The sequence below is a fragment of the Rhodovarius lipocyclicus genome, assembly GCF_009900765.1.
GTDB lineage: Bacteria > Pseudomonadota > Alphaproteobacteria > Acetobacterales > Acetobacteraceae > Rhodovarius > Rhodovarius lipocyclicus.
This window is the reverse complement of record NZ_JAAABL010000050.1, coordinates 1-21,787: the sequence shown is the minus strand read 5'-3', so window position 1 is coordinate 21,787 and position 21,787 is coordinate 1. Positions and strand designations below refer to the sequence as shown.

The 21,787-nt window shown below is 68.9% G+C and carries 19 protein-coding genes; 17 read left to right on the top strand and 2 right to left on the bottom strand.

Annotated features, from left to right (window positions below):
• Positions 1–138: 138 nt before the first annotated feature.
• The gene (locus GT007_RS22850; RefSeq protein WP_160123399.1) at positions 139–1,551 is read right to left on the bottom strand and encodes a DUF4214 domain-containing protein; all 1,413 of its coding nucleotides are present in this window, start codon (positions 1,549–1,551) and stop codon (positions 139–141) included.
• A gap of 81 nt (positions 1,552–1,632) precedes the next feature.
• Between GT007_RS22850 and GT007_RS19795 the strand changes: the two genes are divergently transcribed.
• The 15 genes from GT007_RS19795 (at position 1,633) to GT007_RS19725 (ending at position 18,290) form a co-directional block, all read left to right on the top strand.
• Complete coding sequence (locus GT007_RS19795; protein ID WP_160123398.1) at positions 1,633–2,253, top strand: DUF1194 domain-containing protein; 621 nt, start codon at positions 1,633–1,635, stop codon at positions 2,251–2,253.
• Between the two features lie 77 nt (positions 2,254–2,330).
• A complete protein-coding gene (locus GT007_RS19790; protein WP_160123402.1) occupies positions 2,331–3,905 on the top strand; it encodes an ABC transporter substrate-binding protein in 1,575 nt (524 codons plus the stop codon).
• A 164-nt stretch (positions 3,906–4,069) separates the two neighbouring features.
• Complete coding sequence (locus GT007_RS19785) at positions 4,070–5,641, top strand: ABC transporter substrate-binding protein (protein WP_160123397.1); 1,572 nt, start codon at positions 4,070–4,072, stop codon at positions 5,639–5,641.
• 146 nt (positions 5,642–5,787) lie between these two features.
• A complete protein-coding gene (locus tag GT007_RS19780) occupies positions 5,788–7,368 on the top strand; it encodes an ABC transporter substrate-binding protein (protein WP_160123396.1) in 1,581 nt (526 codons plus the stop codon).
• Positions 7,369–7,461: 93 nt separating this feature from the next.
• On the top strand, positions 7,462–8,403 hold the full coding sequence (locus tag GT007_RS19775; RefSeq protein WP_160123395.1) for an ABC transporter permease: 942 nt from the start codon (positions 7,462–7,464) through the stop codon (positions 8,401–8,403).
• Positions 8,400–9,335: an ABC transporter permease gene (locus GT007_RS19770; protein ID WP_457852345.1), complete on the top strand. Its 936-nt coding sequence runs from the start codon at positions 8,400–8,402 to the stop codon at positions 9,333–9,335. The genes GT007_RS19775 and GT007_RS19770 overlap by 4 nt, the downstream gene beginning before the upstream one ends.
• Before the next feature lie 4 nt (positions 9,336–9,339).
• The gene (locus GT007_RS19765; RefSeq protein ID WP_160123394.1) at positions 9,340–10,335 is read left to right on the top strand and encodes an ABC transporter ATP-binding protein; all 996 of its coding nucleotides are present in this window, start codon (positions 9,340–9,342) and stop codon (positions 10,333–10,335) included.
• Positions 10,332–11,366, top strand: a complete 1,035-nt coding sequence (locus GT007_RS19760; RefSeq protein WP_160123393.1) for an ABC transporter ATP-binding protein — start codon at positions 10,332–10,334, stop codon at positions 11,364–11,366. The genes GT007_RS19765 and GT007_RS19760 overlap by 4 nt, the downstream gene beginning before the upstream one ends.
• A 187-nt stretch (positions 11,367–11,553) precedes the next feature.
• Complete coding sequence (locus GT007_RS19755) at positions 11,554–12,057, top strand: (2Fe-2S)-binding protein (protein ID WP_160123392.1); 504 nt, start codon at positions 11,554–11,556, stop codon at positions 12,055–12,057.
• A 97-nt stretch (positions 12,058–12,154) separates the two neighbouring features.
• Positions 12,155–14,560: a xanthine dehydrogenase family protein molybdopterin-binding subunit gene (locus GT007_RS19750; RefSeq protein ID WP_160123391.1), complete on the top strand. Its 2,406-nt coding sequence runs from the start codon at positions 12,155–12,157 to the stop codon at positions 14,558–14,560.
• A 34-nt stretch (positions 14,561–14,594) separates the two neighbouring features.
• The gene (locus GT007_RS19745; RefSeq protein ID WP_160123390.1) at positions 14,595–15,389 is read left to right on the top strand and encodes an FAD binding domain-containing protein; all 795 of its coding nucleotides are present in this window, start codon (positions 14,595–14,597) and stop codon (positions 15,387–15,389) included.
• Positions 15,390–15,454: 65 nt separating this feature from the next.
• A complete protein-coding gene (locus GT007_RS19740; protein WP_160123389.1) occupies positions 15,455–15,856 on the top strand; it encodes an AtzH-like domain-containing protein in 402 nt (133 codons plus the stop codon).
• The gene (locus tag GT007_RS19735; protein WP_160123388.1) at positions 15,853–17,109 is read left to right on the top strand and encodes an NAD(P)/FAD-dependent oxidoreductase; all 1,257 of its coding nucleotides are present in this window, start codon (positions 15,853–15,855) and stop codon (positions 17,107–17,109) included. Before GT007_RS19740 ends, GT007_RS19735 begins: the two co-directional genes overlap by 4 nt.
• A gap of 94 nt (positions 17,110–17,203) precedes the next feature.
• Positions 17,204–17,911 carry a cold-shock protein gene (locus tag GT007_RS19730; RefSeq protein ID WP_160123387.1) on the top strand — a complete coding sequence of 236 codons (708 nt, stop codon included), beginning with the start codon at positions 17,204–17,206 and terminating at the stop codon, positions 17,909–17,911.
• 94 nt (positions 17,912–18,005) lie between these two features.
• The gene (locus GT007_RS19725) at positions 18,006–18,290 is read left to right on the top strand and encodes a hypothetical protein (protein WP_160123386.1); all 285 of its coding nucleotides are present in this window, start codon (positions 18,006–18,008) and stop codon (positions 18,288–18,290) included.
• A gap of 9 nt (positions 18,291–18,299) precedes the next feature.
• On the opposite strand, the gene GT007_RS19720 is transcribed toward GT007_RS19725, so the two are convergent.
• Positions 18,300–18,905, bottom strand: coding sequence for a TetR/AcrR family transcriptional regulator (locus GT007_RS19720; RefSeq protein ID WP_160123385.1), 606 nt, complete (start codon positions 18,903–18,905; stop codon positions 18,300–18,302).
• Between the two features lie 107 nt (positions 18,906–19,012).
• Here GT007_RS19720 and GT007_RS19715 point away from each other — a divergent pair, with 107 nt between their 5' ends.
• Both GT007_RS19715 and GT007_RS19710 read left to right on the top strand, forming a co-directional pair.
• Positions 19,013–20,074: an HlyD family secretion protein gene (locus GT007_RS19715; RefSeq protein ID WP_160123384.1), complete on the top strand. Its 1,062-nt coding sequence runs from the start codon at positions 19,013–19,015 to the stop codon at positions 20,072–20,074.
• Positions 20,071–21,633, top strand: a complete 1,563-nt coding sequence (locus GT007_RS19710; protein ID WP_236571769.1) for a DHA2 family efflux MFS transporter permease subunit — start codon at positions 20,071–20,073, stop codon at positions 21,631–21,633. Before GT007_RS19715 ends, GT007_RS19710 begins: the two co-directional genes overlap by 4 nt.
• Positions 21,634–21,787 lie beyond the last annotated feature (154 nt).

The following is a 21,787-nucleotide window of genomic DNA, read 5'->3' as shown; positions in this document are numbered from 1 at the left end:
CCATGATCGATACAGGCTTCCAGGGCATCGCTCCGCTCCCGCGAAACTCTCACCCAAAAACCGTCAACCATCTCTCCGAACATCAGTCAGGGATGTGTCCGGTCTGAACAGGGGCGAAGCCCCTGAGCGCCTCCCCTGTCAGATCAACCCGACGCCTTCCGTATGCAGCTTCCAGGCATCGGCCTGCGCGCTGGCCAGCAGTGCTTCGGGCGAGGCGTAGCCGGTGCCGCCCTGTTCCACCGCTTCCCGGCTGAAGAAGAAGCCCTCGGCCAGTTCCTGTTCCGTCAGCCCGGCCTGCATGTCCCGCAGCCAGGCGGCGAAGCCCGAGGCTTCCGGCGCGCGGCCCAGCGCCAGTTCATACAGCCGCGCCACCAGCTGCGCGTCCGGGTCCGGCACCCAGAACCCGCCGGCCGGGGCCGAGACCGGCAGGGCCGCTGCCTGGTCCAGCACCGCCTGCGTGCTGGCGCGGTCGTTGTGGGTGGCGTGGTATTCGGCGCTGTCCAGGAAGCCGTCGGCGATCTGCGCCAGGCTGGCCCCGGCCTGGAATTCCGCCCACCAATGGGCCAGGCCCCCGGCATCGGGCGCGCGGTCCAGCGCCACCTCATACAGGCCGGCGATGCGCGCCAGGGCGTCGGGGCGGGAGAGGTAGAGCGTGCCGTCCAGCACCCGCACCGCCTCGATGCCGCTGATGCGGTCATGGCCCTCGGCGCTGGTCAGCCAGCCGCCCACCACATCCACCGAAAGGCCCGCGCGGTTCACGCCCAGCACCGCCACGTCGAAGCCCGCGCCGCCGATCAGCGTGTCGTCGCCCAGGCCCGGGACCAGGATATCGTCGCCCTCGCGCCCGTTCAGCGTGTCGTTGCCGTCTGCCCCGATCAGCGCGTCGCGCCAGGCGGTGCCGGTGATGGCGTCGTCGCCCGCGGTGCCGGTGCCGCGCACGGCGTTGTGCTGGCCGTCCCAGCTCCAGCCGATGCCCAGCGCGGCGCGGGCCTCCGGCGTGCCGTACAGGGCCTGGATCGCGGCCGCATCCCAGGCGAGCGGCGCGTTCACCGGCCGGCCCACCCCCAGCACCGAGACCATGATGCTGTTGGCCTGGGCCAGCCCCGTGTCGGATTCGGGGTGCGACAGGCCCAGCGCGTGCCCGATCTCATGCAGCAGCGCCTCATGCGAGACGCGATAGGCATCGGGCGCGAAGCTGTCGAAGGCGAACAGGCGCGAATTCATCACCACATCGCCCAGCGGGGGCAGGGTGGTCTGGCCCAGCGTGGCCAGGCTGCTCAGCCGCTCCAGGCTGAAGCGGATGTCGATTCCGGTGCCGGTGGCATTGTCCGGCACCTCCACGAAGCTGAGGCCGGAGACGGCGGCCCAACTGCCCAGCGCCACCTGCACCGAGGCCCGCTGCGCGGCGGTGTAGGCGTAGAAGCCGGTCTGGTCCGCCGGCCGGGCCGCGAAGCTGTAGGTCACGACCATGGGCGTGCCCTCGGCCGTGCCGGCCAGGTCATGCCAACTGGTGTGGAAGCCCAGGAGGGTGGTGTAGTCGGTCGCATCCATGAATCAATGGTAAACAGCGCAACCGCCGGTAGCGCAACTCATTTTTTAGACAGTGTTAACCAACCTCACGGAAGCCTGATCATGGAGCCTGTGGATGTGGCGTTGTGCCTGGCCATCGATGTGTCGGACAGCGTTGATTTCGATGAGTTCCTGCTGATGGTCGGCGGGCTGGCCGCCGCCCTGCGGGAGGCGGAGGTGATCGCCGCCGCCACCGCCGGGCCGCACGGCGCGGTAGCGGTCTGTGCCATTTTCTGGGCTGACCCGGGCTCCGCCGAGGTGGCGGTGCCCTGGACGCGCATCGGCGGTGAAACCCAGGCCCAGGCCTTCGCCGCGGCGCTGGAGGACGCGCCCCGGATCCCGCGCGGCGGGGCCACCGGCCTCGGCCAGGCGATGGTGTCGGGGCTGGCGGAGCTGGCGCGCTGCCCGGCCGATGCCACGCGGCTGGTGCTGGATGTCTCGGGCGACGGCGCCAGCAACCGGGGCCGCGCCCCGGGCCCGGTGCGGGACCTGGGCGTCGCCGCCGGCGTCACCATCAACGGGCTGGCGGTGCTGAACGAGGAACCGGACCTGCTGGCCCATTACCAGGCGGAGGTGATCGGCGGGCCCGGCAGCTTTGCCCTGACATGCGCCGACTACGCCGATTTTGCCCAGGCGATGCGCAACAAGCTGCTGCGGGAGTTCCGTGGCGCGCTGCTGGCCTGACATGTCAGGCGCTCTCCCGGTTGACGCGCTCGCGCTAAATTGCTCCGCTCTCATCCAGAAGACAGGGAGTTTTCATGATGCGTCGTCGCGAGATGATGCTGGGGGCCGCGGCCCTCGGCATGGCCGCGCCCGCTGTCGCGCAGGCTCCGCGCCTGTTGCGCTTCGTGCCGCAGGCCAATCTGACCAGCCTGGACCCGATCTGGACCACGGCGAATGTGACGCGAAACCACGCCTTCATGGTGTTCGACACCCTGTATGGCATGGATTCGCAGTTCAACGTGCATCCGCAGATGGCCTCCGGCCACAGTGTCGAGGATGACGGCAAGCGCGTGACCATCACGCTGCGCCCCGGGCTGAAATGGCATGATGGCGGCGCCGTCACGGCCAAGGACTGCGTGGCCAGCCTGAAGCGCTGGATGAAGCGCAACCCCTCGGGCCAGCAGCTGGAACGCCAGCTGGACGAGCTGTCCGCGCTGGACGACACGCGCCTCCAGTTCCGGCTGAAGCGGGCCTTCCCGCTGCTGTTCGCCTCGCTGGCCGCGCCGGTGAACCCGGTGGCCTTCATGATGCCGGAGCGCCTGGCCAACACCGATCCGTTCCAGCAGATCCGGGAATCCATCGGTTCCGGCCCCTACAAGTTCGTCCCCGGCGAATACAATTCCGGCAGCTTGGTGGTGTATGAGCGCAACGCGGATTACGTGCCGCGTTCCGAGGGCACGGCCTCCCTCACCGCCGGCCCGAAGGTGACGCATTTCGACCGCGTGGAATGGCGCATCATCACCGACGCCGCGACCAGCGCGGCCGCGCTGCAGTCCAACGAGATCGACTGGTTCGAGCAGCCGCCGCCGGAGCTGCAGCAGCTGATGCGGCGCAACCGCAATATCACCATCGCGCCGATCGACGACAAGCCGCTGCCGGGCGTGCTGCGCTTCAACCACCTGCACGCGCCCTTCAACGACAAGAAGATGCGCCAGGCCCTGCTGCCCGCGATCAGCCAGACCGACTTCATGACGGCGATCGTGGGCACCGACCCGTCGATGTACGACGACAAGTGCGGCATCTTCACCCCCGGCACGCCGCTGGCCAATGACGAGGGCATGGAGGCCCTGACCGGACCCCGCAGCCTGGACCGCGCCAAGGCCCTGCTGCGGGACGCGGGCTATACCAACCAGCCGATCCGCCTGATCGGGCCCACGGATATCCTGGCGCCCGCGGCCATGACGCAGGTGGCGGGCGACATGCTGCGCCGCCTGGGCGTGAACCTGGATTTTGTGCTGACCGACTGGGGCACGGTGGTGCAGCGCCGCGCCAACCGCGCGCCGATCGACCAGGGGGGGTGGAACATCTTCCTCACCTCCTTCTCCTCGCCGGATTTCCTGAACCCCGCCGGGCATTTCCCGCTGCGCGGCAATGGCACCTCGGCCTGGTTCGGCTGGCCCACCATCCCCAAGCTGGAGGAACTGCGCGACGCCTGGTTCGACGCGCCGGACCTGGACACGCAGAAGCGCCTGGCGCGGGAAATGCAGCGCACCGCGCTGGACGAGCTGCCCTTCATCCCGATCGGTGCCTACAAGTCCGCCACGGCCTACCGGTCCAACCTGCGCGACCGGCTGCTGGGCTTCTCGATCTTCTGGAACCTCCGGCGGGCCTGATCCGGCCCTTGGGGGCGGGCGTTGCGGCGGGGGGCATCCTCCCGCCCGCGCCCGCTTTCCGGGACATCAGGCGAGAGGAGGGGCCTGCCCCTCCGGCGGGCCTTTCCGCATTCCCCGGCTTTGGCGCACAGTCGCCCCGGGGCCCAGAATTCAAGGAGAAAGCCATGCATCGGCGTTCATTGTTGGGTGGCGCGGCCGCTGTCGGTTTCGCCGCACCCGCCCTGGCCCAGGGGGCTGCGAACACGCTGCGCGTGATCCCGCAGGCGAATCTGACCAGCCTGGACCCGGTCTGGACCACGGCCGTCGTCACCCGCAACCACGGCATGATGGTGTTCGACCACATCTGCGCCGTGGACGAGGCCGGTGTGCCCCGCCCGCAGATGGCCGATGGCTGGGTCATCGAGGATGACGGCAAGAGCTGGACCTTCACCCTGCGCGACAACCTGTTCTTCCATGACGGGGAGCGCGTGCTGGCCAAGGATTGCGTGGCCAGCATCAAACGCTGGGCCGCGCGCGACACCTTCGGCCAGGTGCTGTGGAGCGCCACCGAGGAACTGACGGCGCTGGACGACAAGCGCTTCCGCTTCCGCCTGAAGCACGCCTTCCCGACGCTGGCGCTGGCGATGGGCCGCAGCCAGGGCCCGGTGCCCGTGATGCCCGAGCGCATCGCCAACACCGACCCCAACACCCAGATCCGCGAGGCCATCGGCTCCGGCCCGTTCCGTTTCGTGGCCAATGAGTGGAACCCGGGCCAGAAGGCGGTCTGGGCGAAGTTCGACCGCTATGTGCCCCGCAACGAGCCGATCAGCGGCCTGGCCGGCGGGCGCGTGCCGCGGCTGGACCGCGTGGAATGGACGGTGATCTCCGACCCCTCCACCGCCGCCAGCTCGATGCAGACGGGTGAGCAGGATTACTGGGAGTACCCCCTGCACGACCTGCTGCCGCTGATGCGGCGCAACCGCCAGCTGGTGGTGCAGCAGCGGCTGCAGAACGGCACCTATGGCGCGCTGCGCTTCAACCACCTGCACCCGCCCTTCAACAACGTGGCGATCCGCCGCGCGGTGGCGATGGCGGTGGACCAGCGCGACTATCTGCGCGCGGTGGCCGGCGAGGACCCGGCGGGCTGGAGCGTGTGCGAGGGCGTGTTCACCTGCGGCACGCCGCTGGCCAATGAGGAAGGCAGCGACATCCTCAAGATCCACAGCGTGGAGCGCGCCAAGGCAGCCCTCGCCGCGGCGGGCTACAATGGGGAGCGCGTGGTGCTGATCGCGCCGGGCGATTATCCGCAGATCAACGCCATCTCGTTGGTCACGGCCGACCTGCTGCGGCGGCTGGGGATGAATGTGGAAGTGCAGAGCGTGGACTGGGGCACGCTGGTGCAGCGCCGCACGAGCCGCGAGCCGGTGGAGCGCGGCGGCTGGAGCGTGGTGCACACCACGGCCTCGGGCGATGCGCTGGACCTGCCGGTGGTGCACCTGTTCCTGCGCGCCAACGGCCCCAACGCCTGGTTCGGCTGGCCGCAGGATGACGAGATCGAGCGCCTGCGCGCCGCTTGGCTGGTGGCCCCGGATGAGGACGCGGCCAAGGCCGTGGCGCGGCAGCTGAATGCCCGCGCCATGGAGGTGCTGCCCTATATCCCGGTGGGCTTCTACTGGCAGCCCTCGGTGTGGCGGAGGAATGTCACAGGCGTGTTCCGCAGCCCGGCCACGGTGTTCTGGGGCCTGGGCAAAGGCTAGTGTTTTGCCGCGCGCTGGGGCATCGTGCCTGAATACAGTGCGGCGCGCTGCGCGGGGGCGGGGGATTCCCGCCTTCGCGCCGGGCGGGCGGTCCTGGTTACGTGATAGATAAGAAATAGGGGCCACACCCCTTCTGGGAGAGCTTGATGAACCGTCGTGAGATTCTCGCGCTCGGCGCTGCTTCCGCCATTCCCGCGCCCGCGTTGGCGCAGGGGGCGAATGCGCGCACGCTGCGCTTTGTGCCGCAGGCCAATCTGGCCAATTTCGACCCCATCTGGGGTACGCAATATGTGGTGCGCAACGCCTCCGTGAATGTGTGGGACACGCTGTACGGCGTGGATTCCAACCTGGTGCCGCAGCGTCAGATGGCGGAGGCGGAGGAAGTGTCCTCCGACGGTTTGACCTGGACCTTCCGCCTGCGTCCGGGCCTGAAGTTCCATGACAATGAGCCGGTGCTGGCCAAGGATTGCGTGACCAGCCTGGTGCGCTGGATGGCGCGCGACACGATGGGCCTGATGATCAAGGCCCTGCTGCAGGAAATCGTGGCGTCGGACGACCGGACCTTCCGCATCGTGCTGAAGGCGCCCTATCCGAAGATGCTCTACGCCCTGGGCAAGAACAATTCGCCCATGGCCTTCATCATGCCGGAGCGCATCGCGCGCACCGATCCCTTCCAGCAGATCAGCGAGTACATCGGCTCCGGCCCGTTCCGCTTCGCCCGCAACGAGTGGGTGCCGGGCGCCAAGGCGGTGTTCACCAAGTTCGAGGGTTATGTGCCCCGCAACGAGCCCGCCAACTGGCTGGCCGGCGGCAAGCGCGTGCTGATCGACCGCCTGGAATGGACCGTGATGCCGGACCCGGCCACCGCCGCCGCCGCGCTGCAATCCGGTGAGGTGGATTGGTGGGAGAACCCGCTGTCCGACCTGATCCCCATCCTGCGCCGCAACCGCAACATCCGCACCGACATCGCGGACCCGCTGGGCAATATCGGCACGGTGCGCCTGAACCACCTGCACCCGCCCTTCAACGACGTGCGCGCCCGCCGCGCCCTGCTGATGGCGATGAACCAGGAAGACTACATGCGCGCCATCGTCGGCAGCGACGATGCGCTGTGGAAGCGCCTGCCGGGCTTCTTCACGCCCGGAACCTCCCTGTACACCGAGGAAGGCGGCGACATCCTGAAGGGCCCGCGCGACATGGAGGCCGCCAAGCGCCTGCTGCGCGAATCCGGCTACAACAATGAGCCGGTGGTCGTGCTGGCCGCCCAGGACCAGCCCATCACCAAGGCCTTCGGCGACGTGACGGCCGACCTGCTGAAGCGGCTGGGCATGAATGTCGATTTCGTGGCGACCGATTGGGGCACCGTGGGCCAGCGCCGCGCTCTGAAGGCGCCGCCGGCGCAGGGCGGCTGGAACATCTTCTTCTCCTGGCATGCGGGCGCGGATTGCACCAACCCCGCCGCCTACCAGGCGATCCGCGCCACCGGCGACGGCGCTTGGTTCGGCTGGCCGAATATTCCGGCGGTCGAGGAGAAGGTGGCCGAATGGTACGCGGCCCCGGATATGGACGCCGAAAAGCGCGCCATCGCCGGGCTGAACCGCGCCGCCATGGACAATGTGGTGTTCGCGCCCCCTGGCTTCTTCCTGGGCTATACGGCATGGCGCAGCAACATCTCGGGCATCGTCAAGGCGCCCGTGCCCTTCGCTTGGGGCGTTAGCAAGTCTTGAACTGGCGTCCCCGCCACCTGTTCCTGCCGTCTTGCGCGGCGGGGGCAGGGCGGCGGGGCGTTTCATTGGAATATAGGAGCTGAGCCGGGTCGCATGTGGGCCTATATCCTCCGGCGCATAGTCGCCACTATACCGGTGATGGCGATTGTCGCCCTCTTCGTGTTTTCGTTGCTGTATATCGCGCCCGGTGACCCGGCCGCGGTGATCGCCGGCGATCAGGCGACGCCTGACGACGTGGAGCGCATCCGCGCCTCGCTCGGCCTCGATCGCCCCTTCCTGGTGCGGTTCGGCGAATGGGGGTTCCGCATCATCCAGGGCGACCTGGGCGTGTCGATCTTCACCAACCTGCCGGTCGTGACCATGATCAAGCAGCGCATCGAGCCGACCCTGTCGCTGATGGTCGTCACGCTGTGCCTGGCCCTGGCCATCGCCATCCCGATGGGCGTGGTGGCGGCCTGGAAGCAGGGCACCACCATCGACCGCTTCGTGATGGGCTTCGCCGTGCTCGGCTTCTCGGTGCCTGTCTTCGTGGTGGGCTACCTGCTGGCCTATGTCTTCGCGCTGGAACTGGATTGGCTGCCGGTGCAGGGCTACACCCCGCTGTCGGAGGGCGTGCCCTATTGGCTTGAGAACCTGATCCTGCCGGCGGTGGCGCTGGGCGGCGTGTATATCGCGCTGATCGCGCGCATCACCCGCGCCTCCATGCTGGAGGTGCTGAGCCAGGACTACATCCGCACCGCCCGCGCCAAGGGCGCCGGCCAGGTCTCCATCCTGTTCATGCATGCGCTGAAGAACGCGGCCGTGCCGATCGTGACCGTGGTGGGCATCGGCTTCGCCGGCCTCATCGGCGGCGCGGTGGTGACGGAGAGCGTGTTCGCCATCCCCGGCCTCGGCCGGTTGACGGTGGATGCGATCCTGCGCCGCGACTACCCGGTCATCCAGGGTGTCGTGCTGCTGTTCAGCTTCATGTACGTGATCGTCAATCTGGCGATCGACATCCTCTACACTGTCTTCGATCCGAGGATCCGCTATTGAGCGCCACCGCACTTCCGCCCGGGATCGATCCCGCGCTGATCCCGCCTGGTCTCGCCATCGCGCAGCCCATGCCGGATGTCCTGCCCCAGGTGAAGCCACGCAAGGGCTTCATCGGTTTCCTGCGGCGTTACCCCACTATGGCGATCGGCGGCTTCCTGCTGCTGCTCATGCTGGGGATCGCGGTGTTCGCGCCGTACCTGTTCACCCGTGACCCGACGGCGCTGGCCCCCGCGCTGCGCACGCGCGAACCCTCTGCGCAGTTCTGGTTCGGCTCCGACATGCTGGGCCGCGACGTGTACAGCCGCGTGCTGTACGGCGCGCGCGTCTCGCTGCTGGTGGGCTTCTCGGTGGCGCTGCTGGCCTCCGTCGCCGGGCTGTTCATCGGTATCGTCTCCGGCTTCAGCCGGTTGGTGGACAGCATCGTGATGCGCGTGATGGACGGTCTGATGTCCATCCCCTCCATCCTGCTGGCCATCGCGCTGATGGCGCTGACGCGCGGCTCCGTGCAGAATGTGATCATCGCGATCACCATCGCCGACATCCCGCGCGTGTCGCGCCTGGTGCGCGGCGTGGTGCTCAGCCTGCGTGAGCAGCCTTATGTGGAGGCCGCGGTGGCGGCCGGCACGCGCACGCCGATGATCATGCTGAAGCACATCCTGCCGAACACGCTGGCGCCGCTGACGGTGCAGGCCACCTACATCTGCGCCGCCGCGATGATCACCGAAGCCATCCTCAGCTTCATCGGCGCGGGCACCCCGCCGATCATCCCCAGCTGGGGCAACATCATGGCCGAGGGCCGCGCGCTGTGGCAGGTGAAGCCGTACATCGTCTTCTTCCCCGCCATCTTCCTCTCCATCACGGTGCTGGCCGTGAACCTGCTGGGTGACGGGCTGCGAGACGCCATCGATCCCCGCCTTGCCAAGAGGCTGTGACGCGATGACCGAACCCCTGCTTTCCGTCGAGAACCTGCAGACGCATTTCCGCACCCCGGACGGCGTGAACCGTGCCGTCGATGGCGTGTCCTTCCACGTCAACGCCGGTGAGACGGTGGCCATCGTCGGTGAATCCGGCTGCGGCAAGTCCGTCACCTCGATGTCGATCCTGCGGCTGATCCCCGAACCCCCGGGCAAGATCGCGGGCGCGATCAAGTTCGAGGGCCGGGACCTGCTGAAGCTCTCCGACAAGGAGATGCGCAAGATCCGCGGCAACAGCATCAGCATGATCTTCCAGGAGCCGATGACCAGCCTGAACCCGGTGCTGACCGTGGGCCGGCAGATCGGCGAGACGCTGCGCCTGCACCAGGGCATGTCGGCCGCCGACGCCGAGAAGAAGGCGATCGAGATGCTGGAGCTGGTGGGCATTCCCGAACCCGCGCGCCGGGTGCGGGAATATCCGCACCAGCTGTCGGGCGGCATGCGCCAGCGCGTGATGATCGCCATCGCGCTGGCCTGCAACCCGAAGCTGCTGATCGCGGACGAGCCCACCACCGCGCTGGACGTGACCATCCAGGCCCAGATCCTGGACCTGATGCGCGACCTGAAGCGCCGCGTGGGGGCGGCCATCGTCCTCATCACCCATGACCTGGGCGTGGTGGCCGAGGTCGCGGAGCGGGTGGTGGTGATGTATGCCGGCCGCAAGGTCGAGGAAGCGCCGGTGCGCGAGCTGTTCGCCAGCCCCCGCCACCCCTACACGCGCGGCCTGCTGGGTTCCGTGCCCAAGCTCGGCAGCTCGCTGACCGGCCATACCGAGCGCCTGGCCGAGATCCCGGGCCTGGTCCCCAGCCTGAAGAACAAGATCCAGGGTTGTGTCTTCGCCGGCCGCTGCTCCGAGGCGACCGATCTGTGCCGCGCCGTGGCGCCGGCGCTGGAGATGAAGGGGGCCAACCACATGGCCGCCTGCCATTATTCCGTGAAGGAGTCCGTCGCGGCATGAGCAGCGCCCCGGTCGTCCTTGAGGTTTCGGACCTCAAGAAGCATTTCCCCATCCGTGGCGGCCTGCTGGGCACGCCGGTGGGCCATGTCTATGCGGTGGATGGCGTCTCCTTCTCCATCCGCCGGGGTGAGACGCTGTCGCTGGTCGGCGAATCCGGCTGCGGCAAGTCCACCGTGGGCAAGTCGGTCCTGCGCCTGTTTCCCCTGACCTCCGGGCAGGTGGTGCTGGACGGCAAGCGCATCGACGACATGCCCGCTTCCTCGCTGCGCATGCTGCGCCGCAAGATCCAGGTGGTATTCCAGGACCCGTTCAGCTCGCTGAACCCGCGCATGCGGGTGCGCGACGTGATCGCGGAACCGATCATCAATTTCGGCCTGGCGAAGGACCGCGCGGACCTCGACCGCCGCGTGGCCCATGCGCTGGACACGGTGCGCCTGCCGACGGATGCCGCCGGGCGCTGGCCGCATGAATTCTCGGGCGGGCAGCGGCAGCGCATCGGCATCGCCCGCGCGCTGGCGGCCGAGCCCGACATCATCGTCTGCGACGAGGCGGTCTCCGCGCTCGACGTGTCGGTGAAGGCGCAGATCGTGAACCTGATGCAGGACCTGCAGAAGGAACTGGGCCTGGCGATGCTGTTCATCAGCCATGACCTCGCGATCGTGGAGCACATGACGCACCGCGTGGCCGTGATGTATCTGGGCAAGATCGTCGAGGTCGCGGACAAGCGCTCGCTGTTCGGCGCGCCGCGCCACCCGTACACGGAGGCCCTGCTCTCCGCCGTGCCGGTGCCGGACCCGACCGCCAAGCGCGACCGCATCGTCCTGCAGGGCGATGTGCCGAGCCCGATCCGCCCGCCCTCCGGCTGCCGTTTCCACACGCGCTGCCCCTATGTGATGGACCGCTGCCGGAAGGAGGAGCCGGTGCTCACCCCCGATGCCACGGGCCATCTGGCGGCCTGCCACCTGCATGACCTGCCGGCGTCGCAGAATCCGCTGAACAAGGCGGGCCCGACGGCGTTCCGCGCCGCCTGACCCCGCCGCGGCGGAGGAGGTGGGCATTGCCCGCTTCCTCCGACTGTTCGGCGCCCTGGTTTCCGCTATCCTCGCGCTTCCGATGCGGGGGCGCTTGATGGTCATCGAACAACCCCCACCTCACGCTTGACGGCGCGGCCGGGTTTCGCGACGCTGGGCGTAAATCTCGAAAGACGGGAGGCATTTGATGCCGCAAGTCACTCTGACGGTGAACGGCAAGCAGCACAGCGTGGAAGTCGAGGGGCGCACGCTGCTCGTCGAACTGCTGCGCGAGAAGCTGCGCCTGACCGGGACCCATGTCGGCTGCGACACCAGCCAGTGCGGGGCCTGCGTGGTGCATGTGGACGGCAATTCGGTGAAAAGCTGCACCACCCTGGCGGTCGCGGTGGACGGTGCTTCCGTCACCACCATCGAGGGGCTGGCCGCCGCCGATGGCACCTTGCACCCGATGCAGGAGGCCTTCCGCGAATACCACGCCCTGCAATGCGGCTTCTGCACGCCGGGCATGGTGATGTCCGCCGTGGACCTGGTGCAGAAGCACCCCGAGGGGCTCTCCGAGCAGGAGATCCGTGAGGGGCTGGAGGGCAACCTCTGCCGTTGCACGGGCTACCACAACATCGTGAAGGCGATCGACGCCGCGCAGGAGGTCATGCACGGCCGCAGCACCTCCATCGCCGCCGCCGCCGAGTAAGACTGCCCCGGGCGGCCCTGTGCCGCCCGCTACTGGCCTACCCATGCGTACCATCGGAGCGGGGACAAACCCCGCCCGTGTTCAGGGAGCGAACGCCATGGATACCGGCGCTGAGAGTCTCATTCCGTTCACCGGCATTGGCGCGTCCGTGCGGCGCAAGGAAGACCTGCGCTTCCTGTCCGGCCGGGGCCACTACACCGACGACATCTCCCGCCCAGGGCAGACCCATGTCTGGTTCCTGCGCAGCCCGCATGCCCATGCGCGCATCGTCTCGGTCGACACCGCGGCCGCGGCCCGCATGCCCGGGGTGGTCGCCATCTTCACCGGCGCCGACACGGCGGCCGACAAGATCGGCGGCGTGCCCTGCGGCTGGCTGATCCACAACAAGGACGGCACGCCGATGCGCGAGCCGCCGCACCCTGTCCTCGCCCATGGCAAGGCGCGCTTCGTGGGCGATGCTGTGGCCATGGTCATCGCCGAGACCCGCCAGCAGGCCCGCGACGCCGCCGAGGCGGTGGCGGTGGAGTATGAGGTGCTGCCCGGCCTGGCCAGCATGGCCCAGGCCCTGGCCCCCGACGCCCCCGCCATCCATGAGGAGGCGCCCGGCAACATCTGCTACGATTGGCATATCGGTGACGAGGCCGCGACGGACGCGGCCTTCGCCCGCGCCAAGCACGTCGTCACGCTGGAGTTGGTGAACAACCGGCTGATCCCGAACGCGATGGAGCCGCGCTCCGCGATCGGGGATTACGACCCGACGACGGGGGACCACACCCTCTACACCACCAGCCAGAACCCGCATGTGATCCGGCTGCTGATGGGCGCCTTCGTGCTCAACATCCCCGAGCACAAGCTGCGCGTGGTGGCCCCCGATGTGGGCGGCGGCTTCGGCTCCAAGATCTTCCATTACATCGAGGAAGCGGCCGTGACCTGGGCGGCGGCGAAGATCGCGCGCCCGGTGAAATGGACCGCCGACCGCACCGAAAGCTTCATGACCGACGCGCATGGGCGCGACCATGTCTCGGTGGCGAAGCTGGCGCTGGACGAGCACGGCACCTTCCTGGGCCTGCGCGTCTCCACCCAGGCGAATATGGGGGCCTATCTCTCCACCTTCTCCACCTCGGTGCCGACCTATCTCTACGCCACGCTGCTGGCCGGGGTGTACACCACGCCCGCGATCTATGCCGAGGTGAAGGCGGTGTTCACCAACACCGTGCCCGTCGATGCCTATCGCGGCGCCGGCCGGCCGGAGGCCACCTTCCTGCTGGAGCGCCTGGTGGATGTGGTGGCCCGCGACACCGGGCTCGACCGGCTGGAGATCCGCCGGCGGAACTTCATCAAGCCGGACCAGTTCCCGTACCAGACGCCGGTGGCGCTGCAGTACGACAGCGGGGATTACTTCTCGACGCTGGAGATGGGGCTGAAGGCCGCCGACTGGGCCGGCTTCGAGGCCCGCCGCGCCGCCGCCGCCGCCCAGGGCAAGCTGCGCGGCATCGGCATCTCGACCTATCTGGAGGCCTGCGGCATCGCCCCCTCAGCCGTGGTCGGCGCGCTCGGCGCCCGGGCGGGGCTGTATGAGGTGGGCACGATCCGCGTGCATCCCACCGGCTCCGTCACCGTGCTGACCGGCACGCACAGCCATGGCCAAGGGCATGAAACCACCCTGGCGCAGCTGGTGTGCGAGCAGCTGGGCGTGCCCTTCGACAAGGTGGAGATCGTGCACGGGGATACGGCCAAGATCCCCTTCGGCATGGGCACCTATGGCAGCCGCAGCCTGGCGGTGGGCGGCAGCGCCATGGTCAAGGCGATGGACAAGATCATCGCCAAGGCCAAGCGCATCGCGGCCCATCTGATGGAGGCCTCGGTCGAGGACATCGAGTTCGAGAAGGGCGTGTTCCGCGTCGCCGGCACCGACAAGACCAAGGCCTTCGCGGAAATCTCGCTGACGGCCTATGTGCCCCACAACTACCCGATCGAGGAGCTCGAGCCGGGGCTGGAGGAGACCGCCTTCTACGACCCGAAGAACTTCACCTATCCCGGCGGCTGCCACATCGCGGAGGTGGAGATCGAGCCCGAGACCGGCCATGTGCGGATGGTGAACTTCACCGCCGTGGACGATGTGGGCCGCGTCATCAACCCGATGATCGTGGAGGGGCAGGTGCAGGGCGGCGTCGCGCAGGGAATCGGCCAGGCGTTGCTGGAAACATGCGTCTATGATGGCGATGGCCAGCTGCTGTCGGGCTCGATGATGGACTACACCCTGCCGCGCGCGGATGACCTGGCACCGGTGTCGGTCGCCACCCACACCACGCTGTGCACCCACAATCCGCTGGGGGTGAAGGGCTGCGGGGAGGTCGGCGCCATCGGCAGCCCGCCCGCCGTGATCAACGCGGTGGTGGATGCCTTGCGCGATTATGACGTGCGGCATGTGGACATGCCCGCGACACCCGCCAAAATATGGTCCATCATCCACGGCAACGCCCGTCGCGTTGCGGCGGAATAGCCCGGCCACGATGAGCATCACGGAGTGACCCAGCATGTATGATTTCGACTATCACAAGCCGACCACCGTGGCCGATGCCGTGGCGCTGCTGGCCGCCGACCCGGACGCCAAGGCCGTGTCCGGGGGGCACACGCTGATCCCGGCGCTGAAGCACCGGCTGAACAAGCCGACCTCGCTGGTCGACCTCTCCGGCATCGCGGAGATGCGGGGCATCCGGCGCGAGGGCAACGCCCTGATCATCGGCGCCTTCACCCGCCATGCGGAGGTCGCGTCGAGCGAAGTGGTGCAGGCCGCCATTCCGGTGCTGTCCTTCATGGCCGCGCATATCGGCGACAACCAGGTGCGCAACCGCGGCACCATCGGCGGCAGCGTCTCCAACAACGATCCGGCGGCCGATTACCCCGCCGCGGTGCTGGGGCTGGGCGCCATCGTCCACACCTCCAGCCGCAAGATCCCGGCCGACGAGTTCTTCCTGGGCATGTTCACCACGGCGCTGGAGCCCGATGAGCTGCTGGTGGCGATCGAGTTCCCGATCCCCGAGAAGGCCGGCTACGCCAAGATGAAGAACCCGGCCAGCCGCTACGTGATGGCGGGCGCCCTGGTCTCCAAGGGGCCGGCCGGCGTGCGGGTGGCGATCAATGGCGCGGCCTCCTGCGTGTTCCGCCAGGCGGAGATGGAGGCGGCGCTCGCCGCCAACTGGTCGCCTGAGGCCGTCGCCGGCATCCAGCAGCCGGCCGATGACCTGAACAGCGACATCCATGGCAGCGCCGAATACCGCGCCCATCTGGTGACGGTGATGGCCAAGCGCGCGGTGGTCAACGCGGGCTGAGATGTTGCGGCGAGAGGGGGCTGCCCCTCTCGCTAACCCGGGCCGGCACGGTTACGCTGCCGCGCATGCAGCTCGACAAGCCAGACATCCAAGCCGAGGTCCGCGCCGTCTTCGACCGGTACGAAGACGCGCTCATGAACAACAAGACCGAGGTGCTGGACAGCATCTTCTGGGCCGATCCGCGCACGGTGCGGTTCGGCATCACGGAGATCCTGTATGGCCATGAGGCCATCAAGGCGTTCCGGGCCTCCATTTCCCAATACGCGAAGCGCATTCAGCGCAAGGTCCATATCGTGACCTTCGGCGATGATTTCGCGGCCACTCACCTGCAATACGAACGCGCGGAAACCGGGCTGATCGGGCGCGAGACCAAGATCATGGCGCGGCTGCCGGATGTGGGGTGGCGCGTGGTGTCCGCCCATGTCTCCATCCTGGCGCCGGCCGATGCGGGGACGCAGCGCAAATGAGCCATGTGGTGATCATCGGCGCGGGCATCGTGGGGGCCGCGACCGCCATCGAGGCGCTGAAGCGCGGCTTCCAGGTCACGATCCTGGACCCCGGCGAGCCGGGCGGCGAGCAGGCCGCGAGCTATGGCAATGGCTGCTGGCTGAACCCGCTCTCGGTCATTCCGCCCGCCCTGCCGGGGCTGTGGAAGAAGGTGCCGAAATTCCTGATGGACCCGCTGGGCCCGCTGGCCATCCGCTGGACCTATTTCCCCCGGGTGGCCCCCTGGCTGGTGCGCTATCTGCTGGCGGGCTGGACCGAGGATAAGGTGCGCGCCACCGCCCATGCCCTGCGTGGCCTGCTGAAGGATGGCCCGGAGCGGCACCTGGCCCTGGCGCGCGAGGCCGGGGTGGAGCACCTGATCGACCGCAAGGGGCTGATGTACGTCTATGCCGACCGCGCGCAGTTCGAGAGCGAGCGCCTCGCCTGGAAGCTGCGCGGCGAGGTGGGCTGCACCTGGCGCGAACTGGACAACGACGAGCTGCGGCAGCGTGAGCCCGAACTCGCCCGCCGCTACACCTTCGCCATCCTGACGGAGGAGGGGGCGAGCTGTTCCGACCCCGGCGCCTATGTGGCCGCGGTGGTGGCGCATGCGCAGGCGTTGGGCGCGCGCTTCGTGCAACAGCCAGCGACGGGCCTGCGCATCGAGGGCGGGCGGCTGAAGGCCGTGCTGACGCCCGAGGGCGAGATCGCGGCCGATAAGGCGGTGATCGCGGCGGGTGCCCGCAGCAAGGCGCTGGCCGCCATGGCGGGCGAGAACCTGCGCATCGAGAGCGAGCGCGGCTACCACGCCGAGATCTCGGCGCCCGAGGTGGAGCCCCGCACCCCGATGATGCCCTTCGACGGCAAGATGAGCGTGATTCGCACGCGGAACGGCCTGCGCTGCGCGGGCCAAGTGGAGATCGCGGGCGTCGACGCCGCGCCGAACTGGAAGCGGGCGGAGATCCTGCGCGACCATCTGCTGCGCATGCTGCCGGGCCTGCCGGCCGACATGCCGGCCGATCGCGTGAAGGTGTGGCTGGGCCATCGCCCCTCCATGCCGGACGCGCTGCCCTGCATCGGGCCGGCGAAGGGCTGCCCAGACGTGATCCTGAACGCCGGGCATGGCCATGTGGGGCTGGCGGGCGGTCCGGCCAGCGCCGCGCTGGCCGCTGCCTTTCTGGCGGGAGAGGCCCCAGGGGCGGCGGAAAGCTTCAGTCCGAGGCGGTTTGGCTGAGAAAATTACTCGCAATCGGACAAACCCGGTGCCATACTTCAGTGGCGCGCGGCATCCCGCCGGCGCCCTTACTGATTTCAGGTAGATCGTCGACGTGTCAGATAATATGCCGCAGGGCGAGGCTCTCGAAGCCAAGGTGAAGTGGTACAACGGGCGCAAAGGCTTCGGCTTCGTGCTCGGGCCCGATGGACAGGACGTGTTCTTCCACGCTTCGGCTCTGGCCGACGCTGGCATCGACCCGCCCCCTGTGACTGATGACACGCTGGTGTGCGAGATCGGTTCCGACCGGATGGGTCGCCGTCTTGTCACCCGCATTGTCGAGGTGAAGCGCGGTCCCGGCCTGCCGGAAGGGCGCGGTGGCTTCGGTGACCGTCCGCCCCGCCGCGATTTCGGTGACCGTCCGCCCCGCCGTGATTTCGGCGCCCCGGGTGGCTTCGGTGACCGTCCCCCTCGCCGTGATTTCGGCGCCCCGGGTGGCTTCGGTGACCGTCCGCCCCGCCGTGACTTCGGCGCCCCGGGCGGCTTCGGCGACCGTGGTGCCCCCCCGCGCCGTGATTTCGGTGACCGTCCGCCCCGCCGCGACTTCGACAATGGCCCGACCTATTCGGTCAGCGGCACCGTCAAGTGGTTCGACCAGGTGCGTGGCTTCGGCTTCGTGACGCCGGAAGACGGCGGCCAGGACGTGTTCCTGCACTCCTCCGTGCTGCAGCGCGCCGGCCGCGCCGACGTGCAGCAGGGCGAGAAGCTGGAGCTGGACGTGCGTGACGGCAACCGCGGCCGCCAGGCCGTGACCATGCGGTAATCAACCCCTTCGGGTTGACCCTTCAGGGGGCTCTGGCCAACCGGCCAGGGCCCTTTTTCATGCGCGCTTAACCTCGCACGGGCAGGCTGGCGGGATGATCCTGCTGTTCCTGCTGCTGTTCATGGGCGCGGCCCCAGCCCAGGCCCAGGCCCCCGCCTGCGGGCCGGCGCGCGAAGGGCAATTGGCCTGCATGGCCGGGCGCCTGTGTGTCTGCCGCTTCGATGCCGGCGGCACGCTCACCGGCCGGCCCTCGGCGCATCGCTGGGATTGCGGGGCGCTGCGGCCGGATTGCCCGCCGCCGCCCCTGGCGCCCGCTCAGCCCGCGCCGCCCATCACCATCGCGCCCTGGATGGGCACGGCCCCGCGCGGCGTGAAGTAGCGCGGCCGATCAGCGGCCATAGGCGCGAACCATCATCTCCACGGCTTCGGCCACGCATGCCGCGATGTCCTCGTCGCTGGCGGCGGGCACCAGGCCCAGCCCGGCGCGCAGCCACAGGTCGTTGCGCAACAGCGCGCTGAACTGGGTGGCCACCAGCAGGGCAGGGACCGCGCCATCCAGCCGGCCCCGGCGCTGTTCCTCGGCCATCCATTCGCTCAGCAGGCGGCGGGCGGTGCGGGGGCCGGATTCTAGGAAGGCCTCGGCCAGCCCCGGGTCGCGGCTGGCCTCGGCCATCACGATGCGGTGCATGGCGATGGTGCGCGGGCTGAGCAGGAAGCGCAGCAGCGTCTCGCCCACCCGGCGCAGCCCTTCGCGCAGTTCCGATTCATGGCCGGTGCCGCCGGTCACGGCCCCGGCCATGGCCCGGCAATTGCTGGCCACCACGGCGGCGAACAGCGCGTCCTTGCTGGCGAAATGCGCATAGAGCGTGGCCTTGGACACCCCGGCCTGCTTCGCCACCGCGTCCATCGAAATGGCGGCATAGCCATCCCGCAGGAACAATTCGCCCGCCGCCAGCAGGATGGCGCGGGGTTTGGGAGGGAGGTGCGTGTCCATGACCGTTACAATGTGGCGCCAAAAAACTGAACCGTCCAGTTCAATTTACTCTTGTAACGCGGCGCCGGCGGATGCAACTTCCGCCTGAACTGAACGGTTCAGTAGACATGCCAGACGCCCTTCCGCCACCCGCCCCGGCCCTTCAGGCCCAGAAGCCCTCCCGCAGCCTGCGCAAGCCGCTGATCGGCCTTGCCTTGCTGGCCGCGATCGGCGGCGGCGGCTGGTGGTGGTATTCCGGCCTGGGGTGGGAGACGACGGACAACGCCTATCTGGCCGGCGACATCTCCCCGCTTTCCAGCCGTATCGAGGGCGATGTGGCCGAGATCCTGGTGGCGGACAACGCCCCGGTGGCGGCCGGCCAGCCTATGATCCGGCTGGAGGACGCCGACTGGCGCGCCCGGCGCGACGCCGCCGCCGCCACGGTGGCCGATGCCGAGGCCAGCATCCAGACCCTGAACGCCCAGCTCGACCAGGCCCGCGCCCAGCTCTCCGCCGCCGAGGCCGCGGTGACCCAGGCCGATGCCAGCCGCGCGCTGGCGGTGCTGGAGGCCAACCGCTATGGCCAGCTCGCCAGCAGCGGCGTCGGCTCGCGGGAGCGCGCGGAGCAAACCGCCGCCGAGCGCCGCCGCAGCGAGGCCGTGCAGGCCGCCGCCGAGGCCAACCGCGTGGCCGCCGCCGCCGCCCTGCCGGTGATCTCGGCACAGATCCGCTCCGCCGAGGCGCGGCTGCTGCAGGCCCGCGCCAATCTGGTCCTGGCGGAAAACAACCTGTCATATACGGTGATCCGCGCGCCCTTCGACGGGTTCTCGGCCAACCGCGCGGCCCAGCGGGGCCAGCATGTGCGGGCCGGCCAATCCTTGATCGCCGTGACGCCGCCGCCCGCGCGGCAATGGCTGGTGGCCAATTTCAAGGAAACCCAGCTGGCGCATCTGCGCCCCGGCCAGCGGGCCGAGATCACGCTGGACGTGACGGGCCAGACCCTGCATGGCCGGGTGGAGAGCCTGGCGGGCGCCACCGGCGCGCTGTTCAGCCTGCTGCCGCCCGAGAACGCCACCGGCAACTTCACCCGCATCGTCCAGCGCGTGCCAGTGCGCATCGAAATCCTCGACCCGCCCGCCGGCCTGCGCCCCGGCCTGTCGGCGCGCGTCAGCGTCGAGACCGGGCGGTGAACACGCCGGCCCAGCCGGGGCCCACGCCCCGGCAATTGTTCGGCTTCTTCGCCATGGTGCTGGGCATGTTCATGGCGGTGCTGGATATCCAGATCGTCTCGGCCAGCATCGCGGACATCCAGGCGGGCCTGGCCGCCAGCCCCGACGAGGCCAGCTGGGTCCAGACCAGCTACCTGATCGCCGAGATCGTGATGATCCCGCTCTCGGGCTTTCTGTCGCGGCTGCTTTCCACCCGGGTGCTGTTCACCATCTCGGCCCTGGGCTTCACCGTCTTCTCGCTCACCTGCGCCTTCGCCACTTCGCTGGAGGTGATGATCTTCTCCCGCGCGCTCCAGGGGTTCCTGGGCGGGGCGATGATCCCCACGGTCTTCGCCAGCAGCTTCCTGCTGTTCCCCGGGCCCGCGCGGGTGCGGGCCACCGTCATCATCGGCCTGACCGCCACGCTGGCGCCCACCGTGGGCCCCACCGTCGGCGGGCTGATCACCGATGCGCTGTCCTGGCACTGGCTGTTCCTGATCAATGTGCCGGTGGGCCTGTTCATCGCCATCACCGTCTGGACCACGCTGGACATCGACGAGGCCGAGCCCGGCCTGCTGCGCCGCTTCGACTGGGTGGGCCTGGCGCTGATGGCGCTGTTCCTGGGCAGCCTGGAATATGTGCTGGAGGAAGGCGCCCGCTGGCAGTGGCTGCAGGACGAGACAGTGGCGAGTTTCGCCGCCATCGCCACCCTGGCCGGGCTGGGCTTCTTCTGGCGGGCCTTCACCTCCGCCCAGCCGATCGTGGAGCTGCGCGCCTTCGCCGACCGCAACTTCGCCATCGGCAGCCTGTTCGCCTTCATCCTCGGCATCGCGCTGTATGGGTCGGTCTATCTGGTGCCGCTCTTTCTCGGCCGGGTCCGGGGCTATGACTCGCTGCAGATCGGCGAGACCATGTTCGTCACCGGCGTGGGCATGTTCTGCTGCGCCCCCATCGTGGGCAACCTGTCGCGCAAGGTGGATCTGCGCGTGCTGGTGGCCTTCGGGCTGCTGACCACGGGGCTCGCCATGGGGCTGACCGGGCGGCTGACCGCGCAATCCTCGCTGCCGGAGCTGTGGCTGCCGCTGCTGCTGCGCGGGGTGGGGATGATGTTCGTGATGGTGCCGGTGACCAGCATCGCGCTCGGCACGCTGCCCCCGCCGCGGATCAAGAACGCCTCCGGCCTGTTCAACCTGATGCGCAACCTGGGCGGGGCCTTCGGCTTGGCGATGATCAACACCGTGGTGATCGACCGCGGCGCCGCCCACCGCCTGCATCTGTCCGAGGGGCTGGGCTGGGCCCGCAATGAGGCGGTGGCCGCGCTGTCCAACATGGAAAACGCCTTCGCCGACCGCATCGTTAACGGCGCGCCGGCGGATCTGGTGGCGCTGCGCCGCCTGTCGCTGCTGGTGGCGCGGGAAGCCAATGTGCTGGCCTACAACGACGCGCTGCTGCTGATGGCGGGGTTCTTCTTCGTGGCGGCGCCGCTGGTGTTCCTGCTGCGCGCGCCGCGCGCCATGCCGCCCGGGGCGGGGGGGCATTAGCGGGGGGAGGGCGCCGTCAGGGGCTTTGCCCCCTGTTCAGACTGGAGAGATGTTTGACAGGTGTACGGAGACATCCCTGACGGTTTTGAGATGGGGTGTTTCGTCCCTGAGGTCGAGTGTGGCGAGAGGAAATCGCGAGAAGAACACCTGCCAT